This window comes from Bdellovibrio sp. CKG001, assembly GCF_055397465.1.
Window position 1 is genome coordinate 1,706,360 of sequence record NZ_AP029173.1, and the last position, 15,353, is coordinate 1,721,712.

The following is a 15,353-nucleotide window of genomic DNA, read 5'->3' on the forward strand; positions in this document are numbered from 1 at the left end:
GTTGTGGGAGCAAATCTTTAAAAGCCGTCAGTGGTTCCGACTTTGCCGCGTCCTTCGTCTTCATCGAACGGGATAACGGCGCTGCTCTGTGGCTTTTTTTCCACTTTTGGAGCTGCGGCTTTAGCCGGCTGTTTCGGGAAAGGTATCACTTTTTTAGGGGCGGCCGCTTTCGGGGTCACTGTTGGGGTGGATTTTTGGCTTTTCGGTGTGACTTTGGGAGGTTCACTGTGGGCATGGGCTCCAGCAATAACCTCGTTCAAGTTGACCACCATGGATTGCATCTGAAGGGCTTGAGCGCTGATTTCTTCAGAAGAAGCCGCGATTTCTTCAGAGGAGGCCGCATTGGCCTGAGAGCCCTGGTCTAACTGATTCATGGCTTTGGAGATCTGCTGAATTCCGGTGGTCTGCTCGGAGCTGGCCGCTGCGATTTCATTGTTCAGGTCAGAGACCTTTTTAACCGAGTTCACAATTGTGTTCAGGACATCGCCCGAGCGGTCTGCGATCTGAGAACCTCGATCGACTTTTTCCACGCTGTCTTTGATAAGCGTGTTGATGTCTTTGGCTGCGGATGCGGAGCGTTGAGCCAGGGCGCGAACGGCCTCAGCGACCACGGCAAAGCCTTTGCCTTGTTCACCGGCCCGAGCCGCCTCAACAGCTGCATTCAGAGCTAGCAGGTTGGTCTGGAAGGCGATATCGTCGATCACGCTGATGATTTCCTCGATCTTTTTGGAAGATTGGGAAATGTCGTTCATGGAAGTGATCAAAAGCTGAATTTCAGACTGACCTTGTTCGGCAGCGTCTTTGGAAGACTGGGACAGGGCCGCCGCTTGTTTGGCATTGTCAGAGTTCATTTGAACCATAGAGGACATCTCTTCAAGGGACGCCACGGTTTCTTCCAAAGAAGCAGCAGCTTCTGTGGAGGATTGTGATAGCGTCTGGCCCGCCGCTGTCAACTGAGTGATCGCACTGGAAACCTGCTGGCCCGCCTCAGAAAGACCCGTGGCGATAGAACCCACAGTGTTGGAAACGCGGTAGGCAATCCACATAAGAATACCAAACACCAGGAAAGAACAGAATGCAGAAATCAGCCACAAAAGCTGGACTTCGTGCGCACGAGATTCTTGTTGAAGCTTATCATTGGCCGCCGAAACCTCGCGGTAAATTTTCATGTTGGCAGCAATCATGTCCTGATAGGTGATGGCCATGATATGCCATTCGCCACCATTCATAGCCTTATGAACTTGTTTGTTGGCTTCAGTAGTGTTTGCCTCCAGCAGATAGATCATCTGATCTGTCAATGCATAGAACTTGCTCTGGATCTCTTTGGCTTTAGCATAATTCTTTTCTTCTTCTGGAGTGAAGCTGGTGCTGGAGTAAACAGCCTCATACTTTTTAAATTCATCAAAGGCGCCGCGGGCTCTTTTGATGAAGTTCTCGCGTGACTTGGGATCTTCATCGTTGGCCAAGGCGGCCCAGATAAAGTAGCCAATGCGTGCGCGTTGCATCCCGATCTGTCCAAGCGCATCCATGTTTGGGACGACATTGGTGTAAGCGTCAGTCAGCATGCCGCCAAGATTGTTCATCGACTTCCATGCAATCCCCGTAAGAATGGCAAAAGCAACAACTGGAAGTGTGGCAGAGAAAAGCAGACGTCCGCGTAAGCCGCGGAACCAGGTCGTAATGGAATTCATGAATGGGCTCCTTCAATCATGGAAGATCTATTGATTCTTTCTTTTCGACACATGCATTGCGGATCTTTAATCAAAGATGAGGGTTGTAATGTTAATGCTCGACCAAGGTGTGGTGCATCATAACATATTTAAAATATTTGAGTTTGTCCGCATCATGTTGATACGATTTTTCATACGTCTAGACTCAAGGAGGGGAAAGTCATGACAAATACGACACTACGTCGTGCGTTAGCCGTTGTTGCATTGGTTGCAACTGTAGGCTTCACGAACCAAACAGCTACCAAGGAAGTAAGTGAACTGTGCGCTGGCTTTGTACCAGAAAACAATCTGAACATTCCAGTGGGTCTATTCACTGTGGGCGGTATCACAGAACAACAATTTAACCAGGTCATCGATCGTATGGAGAGGCTTTACGCTAAAGACGTGGAAGCAATGGGTGATCGTTTGAAAATCAACCGTCTTTGGAATGACGGAACTGTGAATGCGTCTGCTCAAAGATCAGGCAATACGCAGGTTGTGAACATGTACGGTGGTTTGGCTCGTCACCCGGCGACAACTGTTGAAGGTTTCGCCTTGGTTATTTGTCATGAGTATGGTCATCACAATGGTGGTGCACCAAAAATGCAAAGCTGGTTTGGTGGCGCATGGGCGACAAATGAAGGTGGCTCTGACTATTTCGCAGGCTTGAAATGTCTTCGTCGCTTCTTTGCTGAAGACGACAATGCCGCGATCCTGAAAGACCTTGAGTTGGATCCAGTGGCTGAGGCGGCATGTACGGCTCAATTCCCGGAAGAGCAAGATCGTCTGATCTGCTTGAGAACTTCCTTGGCGGGTCAGTCTGTCGCAAACCTTTTCCAGGCTTTGCGTAAAGAAACAACTCCACCAACATTTGGCACTCCAGATAAAAAAGAAGTGACTCGCACAGATGACAGACATCCTGCGACTCAGTGCCGTTTGGACACTTACTTCGCAGGCAGCTTGTGTGTTGCTAAAGAAAGTGAAAAGCTGAGCAACTCTGACTACAAAGCCGGTTCTTGCTACACTCCACGCGACGCTGTAGGTGCGCGTCCACGCTGCTGGTTTGCTCCGGGCAATTAATTGCCGGGAAATATCATAAGCAATTCTGCAAAAAGCCGGGAGATCCCGGCTTTTTGTTTTTCTTCAAGTCTCATCGTATCAAATTTGCCTTTATCATCCTTGGGGCTAGGCTTGAGGGATGTCCAAAAAGAAGATTCTGCCTCTGATTGTTATTCTGGTGGTTTTGCTTCTGGCCTATCTGGCTAAAGTCTTTCTTTTTAAAAGTTCTTTTTCTTATGCCGGAACGGTGGAAGTCACCAAGGTGGACATTCCAGCTAGGGTTTCATCTGTGATCGAGGCCTTTTTGGTGAAAGAAGGTCAGACCGTACAAAAGGATCAGATGCTGGTTCGGCTGACTTGCGAGGAGATCAAGCTGGGGTACGACCTGGCGAAGCGAAACTTTGATCGGGCTGCACAGCTTTATCGCAGCGGCAGTATCGCACAGGAAAGTTACGACCAAATAAAGAACAAGAAGGACGATATTGAAACCCGCAAGGGCTGGTGCTCGGTGGCGACGCCGTTAAAAGGAACGGTGCTGAACACTTACTTTGAGCCCGGTGAAATGGTGGGGCCTGGATCAAAGCTTTTGACCATCGGTGATCTGGAGGAGGTCTATTCTTATTTCTATCTTCCTCACGATGAAATCGCCTCGTTGAAGCTGGAGCAAAAAATTGAAGCAACACTTCCGGAAATAAATAACAAAAAATTCCCCGGCACAGTGAGCTACGTTAATCCCGAAGCCGAGTTCACCCCTAAGAACGTACAAACCCGCCAGGAGCGGACACGTCTGGTCTATGCTGTTAAAGTTCGTTTTAATAATCCAGACGGCATTTTGAAGCCTGGAATGACTTTGGAATGGCAAAAAGACCGATGACAGCCTCAGGCGTTTCCCTGCAGGTCTCAGGGCTATACAAAAAACTGCGACGGACCCAAGCTTTGCACGGGGTGGATATGTCTTTCGAGCCAGGACTGATTCACGGGATTATTGGTCCCGAGGGTGCTGGCAAAACCACCTTGCTTCGACATCTGATTGGGTTGTTGCGCGCCGATAGGGGTCGCCTTCAGTATTTGCTTCAGGGGACAGAGATTCCCCTGACAGAGATTCGCCAGAGCATCGCTTACATGCCTCAGACACAAAGCCTGTACCCGGAGCTGAGCATTCATGAGCATCTGGAATTCTTTCGCACATTGTATCAGCTTTCAGACCGCATCTATGATCAGCGCCGCAAGGCCTTGTTGCAAATGGCGCGTCTGGAAGAATTCACAGATCGACTGGCTTCGCAGCTTTCCGGAGGCATGTATAAAAAGCTGGGATTGATCTGCTCTTTACTGGCATCACCCAAGGTCCTGCTTTTGGATGAACCGACCAATGGAGTGGATCCACTCAGTCGTCGGGATTTTTGGCAGCTTCTGTATGAATTGCAGAGGTCCGAGGGGTTGCTGATTATAGTGACAACCTCTTACATGGATGAGGCCCTCAAGTGTCAAAAGGTGCATCTGCTGTTTAATGGTAAAACTTTGCTGGAGGGCGAGCCTCATTCGTTGTTGAAGCAAGAAAATTGCAAAAGTTTTGATCAGATATTTCTGCAGTACGATGCTTTGGAGGACACCCCATGAATGCCGTGGAGGTTCGCGATCTGTCGGTTCAGTTTGGTGACTTCTTTGCCGTCAGTGGGCTTTCTTTTTCTGTAAAAAAAGGGGAGGTCTTTGGCTTTTTAGGGGCCAATGGGGCGGGGAAGACAACGACGATCCGGGTGTTGTGCGGTCTTCTTCTTCCAAGTGCGGGGCAGGCTTTTGTGTGTGGACTGGATGTGCTGACCCAGTCCTTTGAGGTGAAGAAAAAGGTCGGTTATATGTCGCAAAAATTCACTTTGTATGATGACTTGACCGTGAAGGAAAATCTGGATTTCACATCGTCCTTGCGCAAGATGGACCCCAGGCTGTTTCAACGGCAAAAAGAAAAACTGCTGGAGATGATTCGTTTTAGATCTTCGGAAGGCACATTGGTTCGGGATCTTCCGGGGGGGATCAAACAGCAGGTCAGTCTGGTGGCGGCAGTGCTGCACGATCCCGAGATCGTTTTTCTGGATGAACCCACGGCGGGAGTCAGTCCGGCTTTTCGTCAGCGGTTTTGGAAGTTGATCGACAGTCTGGCCAGTGAAGGTAAAACGGTTTTTGTGACAACTCACTACATGGATGAAGCTGAACAGTGTGGGCGTATTGCCCTGATGCGCTCTGGAGAGTTGATTGCTCTGGATTCTCCGGCAGCATTAAAAAGAAACAGCTTTCCTGACAAAGATCCGGATCAGATCAGTTTGGAGGACGTCTTTATTGAGCAGGTGGAGGGAAGATGAGACTTCGTTCCGTGCAGGCGATTGCAAAGAAAGAGGTGTTCCATATTATCCGCGATCCGTTCACTTTGGCGCTGGCCCTGGGTATGCCGGTGATTATGGTGATCTTTTTTGGCTATGCGATTGAATTTAATATGAACCACATCTCGTTGGCTGTCTTTGATAGCAGTAAATCGCAGGGCTCACGGCAACTGCAGAGGAGCTTTGCCAGTTCGTCGTATTTTCAGTTACTTCCCGTGCACAGTCCCGCCGAAGCGCTGCAGGCTTTGGATGAGGGGCGGGCGCATGCCGCCTTGTTGATCCCCCCGCGATATGTCGAAGATTTGAGGCCCGGATCGGAAAGTTCTGTGCAAATCCTGATTGATGGTACCGACAATTCTTCTGCGGGTTCAATTTTGGGCTATCTTGGGGGGATACAGCAAAAAGTTCTGACGGATAAGTTGGGGCCTTTTCGTGAGCCTATTGTGATTCGCTCGCGCTTTCTTTTTAACTCCGAACTCAACAGCCGGTGGTTCGTGGTTCCCGGACTTGCCGCGGCCATCATTGCCATCCTGTCGATTCTACTAACGGCGCTGACGGTGGCCCGGGAATGGGAAAACGGCTCGATGGAACTTTTGCTGTCAACCCCGGTGCGGCCCGTGGAAATCATTCTGGGTAAACTGTTGCCGTACTCGGTGATGGGGCTTGTGGCGGTGTTTTTTGTGTTTCTGATCTCGCAGATTGTTTTTGCGGTGCCCTTTCGGGGGAATTTTGTGGTGTATCTAATTTCGTGTTTGATTTTTCTTTCGACCTATCTGGCGCAGGGGTTGTTGATTTCAGTTGTGACGCGCAAGCAGCAGCTCAGTATGCAGATGGCGATGCTGTCTGGTCTTCTGCCGACGATCCTTTTGTCGGGATTTATTTTTCCGGTCGAGCACATGCCGCGGTTTTTTTATTATCTGACCATGTTATTGCCGGCGCGCTGGTTTATTTCTTTAAGCCGGGATCTGTTTTTAAAAGGGGCCAGTCTGCAAAGTGTCCTGCCCAGTTTTCTGGCGATGTGTCTTTTGTTCTTCCTGATGATTGGCTTGGCGACCCGGAAGTTTAAAAAGGATGTGGAGCCATGAGAACACTGTGGGGTTTTGTGCGTAAGGAGTTTCGCCAGACTTTGCGCGATCCGCGGATGCGGATATTGCTTTTTCTGGCTCCCTGTGTGCAACTGACGATCTTCGGTGTGGCGCTTTCCACCGAGGCCAAGAATATCCGCTTAAGTGTGGTGGGGGCTCCGGGTGATACAAGTCTGCATCAGATTCATCGTAAAGCTCTGGCATCGGGCTGGTTTGTTCCGGCAACAACGACATCGAACGATCCTTTGTTGCAGATTCAAAACGATGAAGCGGATGCCGTCATGGTGGCGCCCGCAGGGGGATTGGATGCCCCTGTCGGACGGGGTCAGGGGGAGCTTCAACTTCTTATCAATGCGACCAATGTCACACGGGCGCAGGGGATTGAAAGATACTTTTCCGGCATCGTCAGATCCCTTTATGAATTCAACCCACCTTTGCGTTTTGATGTGCGGGTTTTATACAATCCCGCCATGCGTACATCGTTATTTTTGGTTCCTGGGGTGATGAGTATGCTGGTGTGTCTGATCACGATTTTATTAACCAGTATGTCGATCACTCGTGAAAAAGAATTGGGAACCTTTGAGACTTTGATCTCGGCTCCGGTGAAGCCCGAGGAAGTAATTCTGGGAAAAACAGTTCCTTTTGTTCTGCTGGGGATGAGCAATGTGCCCTTGATTGTCGGTGTGGCGATGGTGCTGTTTGGAATGCCTTTGCGCGGCAGTTTGTGGTTGTTGCTTTTGTCGGCCTTTGTCTTTGTTTGCTGCACAGTGGGGATTGGATTGTTTATATCAACCATTGCCCGAACTCAGCAGCAGTCAATGATGGGGGGATTTTTATATCTGTTTCCTTCAGTGCTACTGTCGGGGATGGTGTTTCCTGTTGAAAATATGCCGTGGGTCTTGCGGGTGTTTTCTTACATCAATCCGCTGACTTATTTTATCGAACTTTTGCGCAACATAATGCTTAAAGGGGGAGATGGGCGTCTGATCGTTTTTAATATTCTGATTTTGTCTGCCATGGCTCTGTTGGCGATCACAGTCAGTTGGAATCGCTTTAAGACCACGCTGTCTTAGGGGAGCTTGTCCAGGTCGACCTCAATCACGTCCAGAGTTTTCGTAAGATCCGAGCGCAGATGGACAGAGAGGTGGTAAAGACCATTTTTAAGTCGTCGCAGGATCACCACCTGGCCCCCCAGTCGGCCCTCGTTACTATAGAACCCAAAGAAGTCGCCTTTTTCGCAATAGCGGGCCGTTGGTTGATCTTTCAAGCTGCCGGGAAGGGTCAGGGTTAGGGTGTTGTGCTCTTGCGATCCGTCGTCCATAAAGGTGATCGTGGTGAAGAAGGCTTCACTGCGGAGGGTGACTTGAGCAAATTGGCAAACCGAAGTGTGCGGTGTGGCCCCCAGATTCTCGCAACCCAGAACCTGGTAGGCTCCCTGGAGTTGTGAAAACAAGGCGGCATGAGCCGAGTTTGTGGCAAACAGGCAAAAGATGATTCCCCAAAACGCTTTCATGCGGTCTCCTTAAACTAAAGTTAGTTCATGGGGCCTTTTCGGGGGCGAGTCATGTTTTAATCAGTTAACCTAGATGACGATTGGGTAGGCATTATTGAGGGTTTGTCAGAACCGGAATTGGAGTCGGAGGCTTTTGTTTTTGGCTTTGCCCCCAAATATAGCCTGCAAAATAAGCAGAACAGCCTATAAGAGCAAAAATCACCCATTTTTTGATGCGTCCGTACAATAAAGTCTTCATTTTTTTGATTTTTACCCGTTGACAATAGGGTGAGGCAACTGTAATTTTGGTTCTCTCGAAACGATACTGCGGGAGTAGCTCAGTTGATAGAGCGTCGCCTTGCCAAGGCGAAGGTCGCGGGTTTGAGCCCCGTCTCCCGCTCCAAATTTTCTACCTAGAAAATATTGAAGCAAAAAATCAAAACCCCTGTGAGAAATCATAGGGGTTTTTTCTTTTCAAAACTCTACAAATCTCCGTTGATTGACTATCGTGATTAGGGTTCGGAAAATTAGCTTCTTTGGAGTTAATTTGGAAAATTCTGCTTTTAATGCCCAGATTCTGATGATGGCTTATTTTTTTGGGGCCATGCTGTGTGTGTTCTTTGCCGGGGCCTGCTTGGAGTATCGTCAGAATATTGCGGTGAAGATCTATATGGCCATCATGGCTATGTACATCGGCTGGTTGATCATGAACCTTCTGATGGTCTTCAGTGTCACTGTTGAAACCAAAGAAGTTTTTGCCCGCCTGCGGTTTGTCTTTATCACTCCGTTGCCAGCGCTGTGGCTTTGGTTTGCCAAAGAACTTTTTCGCGAGCCTCAGAAGGCTCCCTCAACAAGAGGCATTGGCTGGTTCTTTGTTATTCCTTTGCTGATCATCGCTGCGTGTTTGATTCCACAAGGTCATCGGTTGGTCATGACCGATGTGCAGCCGTTTGAATCCTTTGGTATTGCGGCAATTCGCTGGAGGCTGGGATGGCTGGGGCAGCTTCATGTGTTGTATTCCTATGTTCTCTTGGGCTTTGTGATTTCTATCTGCAGTCGCGGAGTCCGTCAGGCTGGAAGAAATAAAGCTCTCTATTCTCGTCTGATGTTGTTTTCGCTGTCTTTGTATATTGTGGCTGATGTGTCGGGTCTTTTGTTTTTGCCGCGTTTTAGATTCTTGGGGATGCCCATCTTGACTCAGATTGTGTCTGCTTTTGCCTTTTACTATATTCTGCGACGGCAACAGGTTGTAAAACGTTTGTCTCAGCGCAGTCATCGTCTGTTTGAGGCTTTGCCAATCCCAGTGTTGCTGGTGGACTCCGAACAGCGGGTGGCATTGTTCAACACCCGTGCTGCCGAACTTTTTGATCTGTCCATCGCCAGTGTCGGGGCTCTGCTGAAAGAGGTTTTACCCGCGTCTTTGATGAAGGGCATTCCTCCCTTGAACCAGAAGCCCGTGGATGTTTCGCTGGAGCTGCGAACGGATGAAAGTGCCGCCACAGCTATGGGCAGATATTTTGAAGTGACCTGTCAGCCCTTAGGGGAGGTTCTTCCTGCGGGGCCCGGGCATCTGATCGTCTTTAATGAGGTCACAGATTTAAAAGTCACAACCCAGGTTAATCAGCGTCTGATGTCCCTGCTGTCCCATGACCTATTGGGGAATTTGTCAGGTATGTCTTTGTTGGTGGCCCACCGTCGCGAACAGGATTGGGATTTGCTGGCTGAAACTGCCAGATCCTCAATGGATTTGGTGCGTAATATTCTTCTTTGGACCGCCACCAAGGGGGACTTTTATGAGATCTGCAAAGAACCGACAAAGATTTCGGATTTGGTAAAGTCCGCCATAGGACAGGTGAAGCCGGCCCTGAACGAAAAAGATCTTACGGTCGCCGGCAATTCTCTGCGCGATGAAACCGTGGTTCATGTGGATTTAAAAATGTTCGAGGCGATTTTAAGAAATATCATTAGTAATTCCATCAAACATTCCCCCAGGTCCTCGGTGATTGAAGTCAATTCAGAGATTCTAAACGGCGAGGTTCATCTGAGTGTTATCGATCAGGGGCCCGGGTTTGATGCGGAAAGAATGCAGAAAATTCTAAGCCATGCCGGCAGCAAGCCATCAGGTCAAACCACTTCGGCGGAAGGTTATGGTCTGGGCTTGTTTTTGGTGAATCAGTTTGTGCGTCTTCATCAGGGCCGTCTGGAGTTTTCTTCACGCAAGACCTGGGGAGGCAAGGTGACGGTGATTTTTCCTGCGGATCAGAAAAGTTAACCCGAGGGCGGGGCAAAGCCCTCGCCCTGAGGGTTAATGCGCTGGCAGGTCGGTCATTTCAAAGAAGCTCGTTGAAAGTGCGAACAAGGAATCTTTGTCTTCGCAGCTTTGCAGATCCTGCATCAGCTCCAGTCGGAACTGGCGGATTTTTTGTGCAACTTCTTTGGCTTTGTCACGATTGGTGGGCACCATGGTGCAACCCATGTCCCAGCGGCGTTTGTTTTCAGCACTCATGGCTTCGACTGCTTTGTTTTGCATCTGCAGGAAGTAATTGCGAGCAGCTTCTGAGGATCCGCCATAGCTGGAAGAGTATTTGCTGTCGTCCGCAACCCATCGGCCTTCGGGAGTTTTCATGACAAGCTTCAGTGCATCCAGGCGTTCCAGTGCTTTTTCGACTGTATCCTGTGTCAGTCCCAGGCGGCGAGCGATATTTTCGATGGATGGATCAAAGTCTTTAAGCAGAAGAATTTGAGTGATCGCAGTGTGATACCAGTCAGAAATTACCGCAAATTGCTCTTCCCCAATTTTTCCGAAAGCTTCCTCGCGGGCTTTCACTCGCTGGGCCGCTAGGTCACGCAGAACAGCACTGCGCGCATGTTCTGATAAAGCCAGATCCACAAAAAATTCCTGCTCCGAAGGGGACAGGTTCAGCTTTGAGGCCAAATTTACGGCGCGGCTTTCAGACAGGCCGACCTTTCCATTTAGAATCTCTGACAGGCGCGAGCAGGGCACTTCCAGGTCTCTGGAGAAGGCGCGAAGGGAATAGGAAGGATTCTTGCGCTGACGTCGTTCAAGTTCCTTCAGGATATAGTCTCTATAGTGGTGCTTCTTGGTCATATCGATGCTCCCTAATGAGTGGCTTTTATATATCTGATTTTCACGAAGTCATCTAGGGGAGGCCGGATCAGTTTGCATTTTGTTCCGGGTCCTTCCGCGATATTCCGATTTTGGAACCTTCCATGAATCTAGGCACTTAAGAAAGATATACAAGCAGGGCTCAGAAGTCTGTCGAGGGGCCATTAAATGCGAGATGACGGGGTTTTGGGGGAGTTCCAAAGGATCGGCGAAGTTCCTTGAAGTGCAGAGCACCGCGGGACCGTAGTAAAAACTTGTCTTAGGGGGTTTTGGTAAAGATTTCTCGTGTGGGGTGGTCTTTGGGAGCCTTAGAAAGGACCCTTCAGTCAAAACAAAAAAGCCGCTGTTGGCGGCTTTCTTAGTGGTGCGCGAGGGGGGACTTGAACCCCCACAGGATTGCTCCCACAGGCTTCTGAGACCTGCGTGTCTACCAATTCCACCACCCGCGCATCGAATGGAAGAACAATCTTGAACTATTTTTTCACAACTTAGAACTGTTTTCGCGGGCGGTCATGAAAGGATTTTTTTGGAGGCCCAGATCCAACCTATTTGAGGTGGCGTTGATCACTTATTTGCCCCTGGGAATCTGGTCTCATGAGGTGTCAAATATCTCTTAAATCACAAGTATGAAAGGAACGCAGAGCATGTGCGCAAGATATGGTGCTTTGGAAGAGTTCAATTTATTTGAGCGGACTTATCGAATTGCGTTGCCTGAGATTTTTGTACTCCCAAAAGAAATCATCTACCCCCATCGGCCGGCTCCGGTCGTGGTCTTAATGTCATCCGGGCGTGAAGCTCGGCTGATGAATTACTCCCTTATACCTTCCTGGTCGAAAACGCGAAGGCCTAAGTTTGCAACTTACAACGCACGCATTGAAGAGGTCCTGAACAAACCTTCTTGGCGGGAGCCTTTTCGATCCCGTCATTGTCTGGTGCCGATGTCGTTCTTTATTGAATCCGTTCAAACCGGGCGATTTGCTGGACACAACATCGGTATTTTTGCAAAGAACCGCCAGCCTTTGACCGCCGCTGGCATCTGGGATTCCTGGACAGATGAGACCACAGGAAAAGCTTTTGAATCTTTCGCGATTCTCACTGCGGAACCACCAGCCGACATTCTGGAGGCGGGGCATGATAGATGTCCTTTGTTTCTGCGTGAAGATGCTTGGGATCCTTGGATGGAAGGGCAGTTGTCGCCGAAGCAGTCTGTGGAGTTTTTACGAAATAGCAGGGAAGTGGTGGAGTTTGAGTTTGAGGAAAGAGAAGCACTAAAATCTTACAAGCCGCAGCAGCTTTCCCTTCTGGGAGAGAACGAATCTGAATGAACATTGGATAGATTTTTCGCACTGCTTTTGTGCGGGGGAATACTGGACCTGCACGTTAAGATTTCTTGATCGTGTCAAGAAATCTTGTTTGAATAGGGCATGCGTGAGAAAAAGAGATTTGGACAAATTCTAAAAGCCAAGCGCCTCGCTGCGAATCTTTCCCAGGCTGCGGTTGCAGAACATTTCGGGTACTCAACGCCTCAGTTTATTTCAAATTGGGAGCGAAATGTATCCATGCCTCCGGTGGAGTCTTTTAAAAAGATTGGCCATCTTTATGGAATCTCGGCCGAAGAGTTGTTCGAAACGGCCCTGAATCAGAAGATCTCAGAGATCACCAAGGATATGCGTCGAAAATTTTACGGGCGCTGAGGTCCTCTTCAGGTTATGATTGCTTCATAGGTGTGGAGGTCATGGCATGAAGAAATTTTTGCTATTAGCAGCAGTGTTGGGTTTGCCTTTTTTCAGTTTGGCTGAAGAGGCCGCCGTGAAAGTTCCTGTTCCTGAGGGTTTCCAAGCTATGGAAATGGAAGGAATGCCTGCAGAGGTTTCTCAGAAATCAAATTCTAAAGTCACTTTTTCATCCAGCTGCACCGATGTCACCGGTCGCACAATCAAACAGGGTGAAGCCGGGTATGAGACCTGCCTCAGTGATGTGAAGTTTAAAAATACCAATCCCGAAAAGACGGGCAATTCAAAGTCCACCACGCCGGGCCCGCAAATGAATATGAATTTCAGTGTGGGTGATTAAGCCCCGTCCCCGACGGGATTTCCAGTGTTGGGGGTGGTAAATGTTTCCGAACATCTTGCGAACATGCGACGTTAAAACCCATCCCTGACGATATTTGTAACCCATTGTCTAAGGAGTGAGTCGGAGCTCGCTTTATTGGCAAATATATTTCATTTGAGTCTGGCGAATCGCTTGCATCACACCAATGGACTAGATCGGGCAGGTGTGATTGAAAACAAAAGTATTGTTCCTATTTCTAATTCTAATCTCTGTAGTGCATGAGGCCTCGGCTGGCATGTTTACGTGGCGTCGTTGGACTCCTGATGCCGTGAAAGTCTGTTTCGCGAACCCTGTTGAAAACTCCAGGGACAGTTACAGCAGAAGTAGATGGAAAGCCGAGGATAAAGCCCAAGTGCGCCGTTGGGTTGAGGATGAGTTCACCCCAGCGCGCACGGGTATTTACTTTGTGGGTTTTCATGATTGTGTGCCCGGCGAGAAAGATAACGTCATCATTAACTTCCGCCCCAAAAATGTTTTGAGATGGCTGGAGGGCACTCGGGGCAGTGCTACGATTGGATATCAGCTCTTCCGTGTTTCTAAGGATTTTCCAAATGTAGCGGGCAACATTCACTTCTTTGTTGGAGGCCTGCGGAAATCCACTGTGATCCATGAATTCGGTCATATCGCCGGATTGTATCACGAACATGACCATCCCCACTCCACATGCAGCATCGGTGGTGAAAAGCAAGAGGGCTTGAAATGGGGCTTTGGCTATACCGAGTACGACCCGAACTCAGTGATGAGCTACTGCGTTTCCCGCCACTCGGATGATCGCGGACTTAGTGCCGGAGATTTATTCACGTTAAAACTGATGTATATCGATAGAGTTGATGCGATGACGTCTTCAGGAATCCTTCGATAAAGAGTTCACAAGCTGACTGTGGATGAAACGAAAGATACTCACGAAAAAACCGGCAAACGAGGGTTGTGCGAAATCACAAGTGTGCGTATCCTTAAAGTATGTTCCGGCAAAGCATTGTTTCTTTTTTCTGTGCGTTGCAACTGGGTTCACTTGCTTGGGCGTCGGATTACAGCGCCGAAGTCGCTCGCTCCGCCCAGAAGTACCAGATCTCTCTTTCTGATTTGTCAGCATTGATTGTCACCGCTGACAAAGCGCCCAAGACCTTGGTCGATATAAATTCAGATCAGCGCATGAGTCTGGCCTCCGTTTCAAAACTCATCACCTCAGTGGGCGTCTTAGGCAACTTTGGCGCAAAAGAGCGTTTTGAAACCACGGTGAAGCTGGCGGGGGCGGTTCGGGGGGCTCTGTATAAAGGGGATTTTTACCTGGTGGGGGGAGGCGATCCTTCCTTTGGAGTCGCCGGGATGATGGATCTGGCAGCTAAAATCCAACAGAAGAAAATCAGAAAAATCCAAGGCGATCTGGTTGTTGATGAATCCTTGTTTGATCAGGTTCGCTATGACAGTCGCGACTATGACCGGGTCGATGCCCTTCACGATGCGCGCATCGGGGCGATGAGTTTTCATTGGAATTCATTTAAAATCGTCGTGCGGCCGGGAGCGCTTGGCAAGAATGCAAAGCTGCAAATGATTCCTGCCAACGACTACATTAAAATTGTGGGGCATATCAAAACAGTCAAAGGGTCTGCCAATGGCGTGATTGCAGAAAGAAGAAAACTGTCTTCGGGGCAGGAGGTTCTGTTCGTCAAAGGAACGCTGGGACGTGGATACACTGAGTATGAGTTTGAAAAGAATGTTTCCAGTCCTGCAAAGTGGTCCGGGCATGCGTTGAAATATTATTTGAAGCAAAAAGGTATTCAGATCACTGGTCAGGTAAAGCTGGGGCAGGCCCCAGCGGACGCTGTCACGGTGGCATCTCATTCAGGCAGAACCATTGCGGAGTTGTTGGCCGACTTGAATAAGGAATCCAACAACGTGGTGGCAGAGATGCTCGCCACACAGATAGCAATCAAGCATCGTCGCAGGGCCTCTGTTTCGGAAGGTGTCGAGATCATCAATCAACAGCTGCAAGCGATGAATTTCCCCAAAGGCAGTTTCACCTTCCTGAACCCGGCGGGATTAAATCATGGCAATCGTACTTCTTCGCGGAATATGTTAAAAATCCTGTCCAGTGTGGTTTCGGATGAAAAACTCAGACCCGTGTTTATGGATTCGTTGCCAATATCCGGGGTTGATGGAACGCTGAAGAAGCGGGGGCTTGCCTCCAAAAGTATCGAGTGGGTGAAGGCCAAAACCGGATACATGAAAAATGTCATCACCATGGTGGGGCGAGTGAAGGGCTCTGACGGGCGGATTTTTAACTTCAGCTTTATGTACAATGGTTCTGGCTCGGATCGAAATGTGATGCGTTTTTACGATGAACTTCTGGTGAATGTTGTGGAAAAAGAACTGCAAGCCTACGGGGGGAGTTAGTGT

At 49.0% G+C, this 15,353-nt stretch carries 15 protein-coding genes and 2 tRNA genes; 13 read left to right on the forward strand and 4 right to left on the reverse strand.

Annotated elements, in window-relative coordinates; translation table 11 throughout:
* Positions 1 to 17 precede the first annotated feature (17 nt).
* Positions 18 to 1,691 carry a HAMP domain-containing methyl-accepting chemotaxis protein gene (locus tag ACZ50P_RS08215; RefSeq protein ID WP_464134971.1) on the reverse strand — a complete coding sequence of 558 codons (1,674 nt, stop codon included), beginning with the start codon at positions 1,689 to 1,691 and terminating at the stop codon, positions 18 to 20.
* A gap of 201 nt (positions 1,692 to 1,892) precedes the next feature.
* Here ACZ50P_RS08215 and ACZ50P_RS08220 point away from each other — a divergent pair, with 201 nt between their 5' ends.
* The 6 genes from ACZ50P_RS08220 (at position 1,893) to ACZ50P_RS08245 (ending at position 7,298) form a co-directional block, all read left to right on the forward strand.
* A complete protein-coding gene (locus tag ACZ50P_RS08220; protein ID WP_464134973.1) occupies positions 1,893 to 2,789 on the forward strand; it encodes a hypothetical protein in 897 nt (298 codons plus the stop codon).
* A 118-nt stretch (positions 2,790 to 2,907) separates the two neighbouring features.
* Positions 2,908 to 3,642 (forward strand): efflux RND transporter periplasmic adaptor subunit, encoded by a 735-nt coding sequence (locus ACZ50P_RS08225; protein ID WP_464134976.1) that lies wholly within the window; start codon positions 2,908 to 2,910, stop codon positions 3,640 to 3,642.
* The gene (locus ACZ50P_RS08230) at positions 3,624 to 4,385 is read left to right on the forward strand and encodes an ABC transporter ATP-binding protein (RefSeq protein ID WP_464134977.1); all 762 of its coding nucleotides are present in this window, start codon (positions 3,624 to 3,626) and stop codon (positions 4,383 to 4,385) included. The genes ACZ50P_RS08225 and ACZ50P_RS08230 overlap by 19 nt, the downstream gene beginning before the upstream one ends.
* On the forward strand, positions 4,382 to 5,122 hold the full coding sequence (locus tag ACZ50P_RS08235) for an ABC transporter ATP-binding protein (RefSeq protein WP_464134980.1): 741 nt from the start codon (positions 4,382 to 4,384) through the stop codon (positions 5,120 to 5,122). Before ACZ50P_RS08230 ends, ACZ50P_RS08235 begins: the two co-directional genes overlap by 4 nt.
* On the forward strand, positions 5,119 to 6,225 hold the full coding sequence (locus tag ACZ50P_RS08240) for an ABC transporter permease (protein ID WP_464134982.1): 1,107 nt from the start codon (positions 5,119 to 5,121) through the stop codon (positions 6,223 to 6,225). The genes ACZ50P_RS08235 and ACZ50P_RS08240 overlap by 4 nt, the downstream gene beginning before the upstream one ends.
* Positions 6,222 to 7,298: an ABC transporter permease gene (locus tag ACZ50P_RS08245; protein ID WP_464134985.1), complete on the forward strand. Its 1,077-nt coding sequence runs from the start codon at positions 6,222 to 6,224 to the stop codon at positions 7,296 to 7,298. The genes ACZ50P_RS08240 and ACZ50P_RS08245 overlap by 4 nt, the downstream gene beginning before the upstream one ends.
* On the opposite strand, the gene ACZ50P_RS08250 is transcribed toward ACZ50P_RS08245, so the two are convergent.
* Positions 7,295 to 7,738, reverse strand: a complete 444-nt coding sequence (locus ACZ50P_RS08250; protein ID WP_464134987.1) for a hypothetical protein — start codon at positions 7,736 to 7,738, stop codon at positions 7,295 to 7,297. The two genes, ACZ50P_RS08245 and ACZ50P_RS08250, sit on opposite strands and share 4 nt — an antisense overlap.
* A 306-nt stretch (positions 7,739 to 8,044) precedes the next feature.
* Here ACZ50P_RS08250 and ACZ50P_RS08255 point away from each other — a divergent pair.
* Together ACZ50P_RS08255 and ACZ50P_RS08260 are read left to right on the forward strand one after the other, a co-directional pair.
* Positions 8,045 to 8,120, forward strand: a tRNA-Gly gene (locus tag ACZ50P_RS08255).
* 144 nt (positions 8,121 to 8,264) lie between these two features.
* Complete coding sequence (locus ACZ50P_RS08260; protein ID WP_464134989.1) at positions 8,265 to 9,989, forward strand: sensor histidine kinase; 1,725 nt, start codon at positions 8,265 to 8,267, stop codon at positions 9,987 to 9,989.
* A gap of 33 nt (positions 9,990 to 10,022) precedes the next feature.
* Here the strand turns inward: ACZ50P_RS08260 and ACZ50P_RS08265 are convergent, their stop codons facing one another.
* Complete coding sequence (locus tag ACZ50P_RS08265) at positions 10,023 to 10,826, reverse strand: TIGR02147 family protein (protein WP_464134992.1); 804 nt, start codon at positions 10,824 to 10,826, stop codon at positions 10,023 to 10,025.
* Positions 10,827 to 11,206: 380 nt separating this feature from the next.
* Positions 11,207 to 11,293: transfer RNA gene (locus tag ACZ50P_RS08270), tRNA-Leu, on the reverse strand.
* 195 nt (positions 11,294 to 11,488) lie between these two features.
* Here ACZ50P_RS08270 and ACZ50P_RS08275 point away from each other — a divergent pair.
* The 5 genes from ACZ50P_RS08275 (at position 11,489) to dacB (ending at position 15,350) form a co-directional block, all read left to right on the forward strand.
* Positions 11,489 to 12,169, forward strand: a complete 681-nt coding sequence (locus ACZ50P_RS08275) for an SOS response-associated peptidase (protein ID WP_464134994.1) — start codon at positions 11,489 to 11,491, stop codon at positions 12,167 to 12,169.
* Between the two features lie 99 nt (positions 12,170 to 12,268).
* On the forward strand, positions 12,269 to 12,538 hold the full coding sequence (locus ACZ50P_RS08280) for a helix-turn-helix domain-containing protein (protein WP_464134996.1): 270 nt from the start codon (positions 12,269 to 12,271) through the stop codon (positions 12,536 to 12,538).
* 46 nt (positions 12,539 to 12,584) lie between these two features.
* A complete protein-coding gene (locus ACZ50P_RS08285; protein ID WP_464134997.1) occupies positions 12,585 to 12,917 on the forward strand; it encodes a hypothetical protein in 333 nt (110 codons plus the stop codon).
* A 274-nt stretch (positions 12,918 to 13,191) separates the two neighbouring features.
* Complete coding sequence (locus ACZ50P_RS08290; protein ID WP_464134999.1) at positions 13,192 to 13,818, forward strand: zinc metalloprotease; 627 nt, start codon at positions 13,192 to 13,194, stop codon at positions 13,816 to 13,818.
* A gap of 98 nt (positions 13,819 to 13,916) precedes the next feature.
* Positions 13,917 to 15,350 carry a D-alanyl-D-alanine carboxypeptidase/D-alanyl-D-alanine endopeptidase gene (gene dacB / locus ACZ50P_RS08295; protein ID WP_464135002.1) on the forward strand — a complete coding sequence of 478 codons (1,434 nt, stop codon included), beginning with the start codon at positions 13,917 to 13,919 and terminating at the stop codon, positions 15,348 to 15,350.
* Positions 15,351 to 15,353 lie beyond the last annotated feature (3 nt).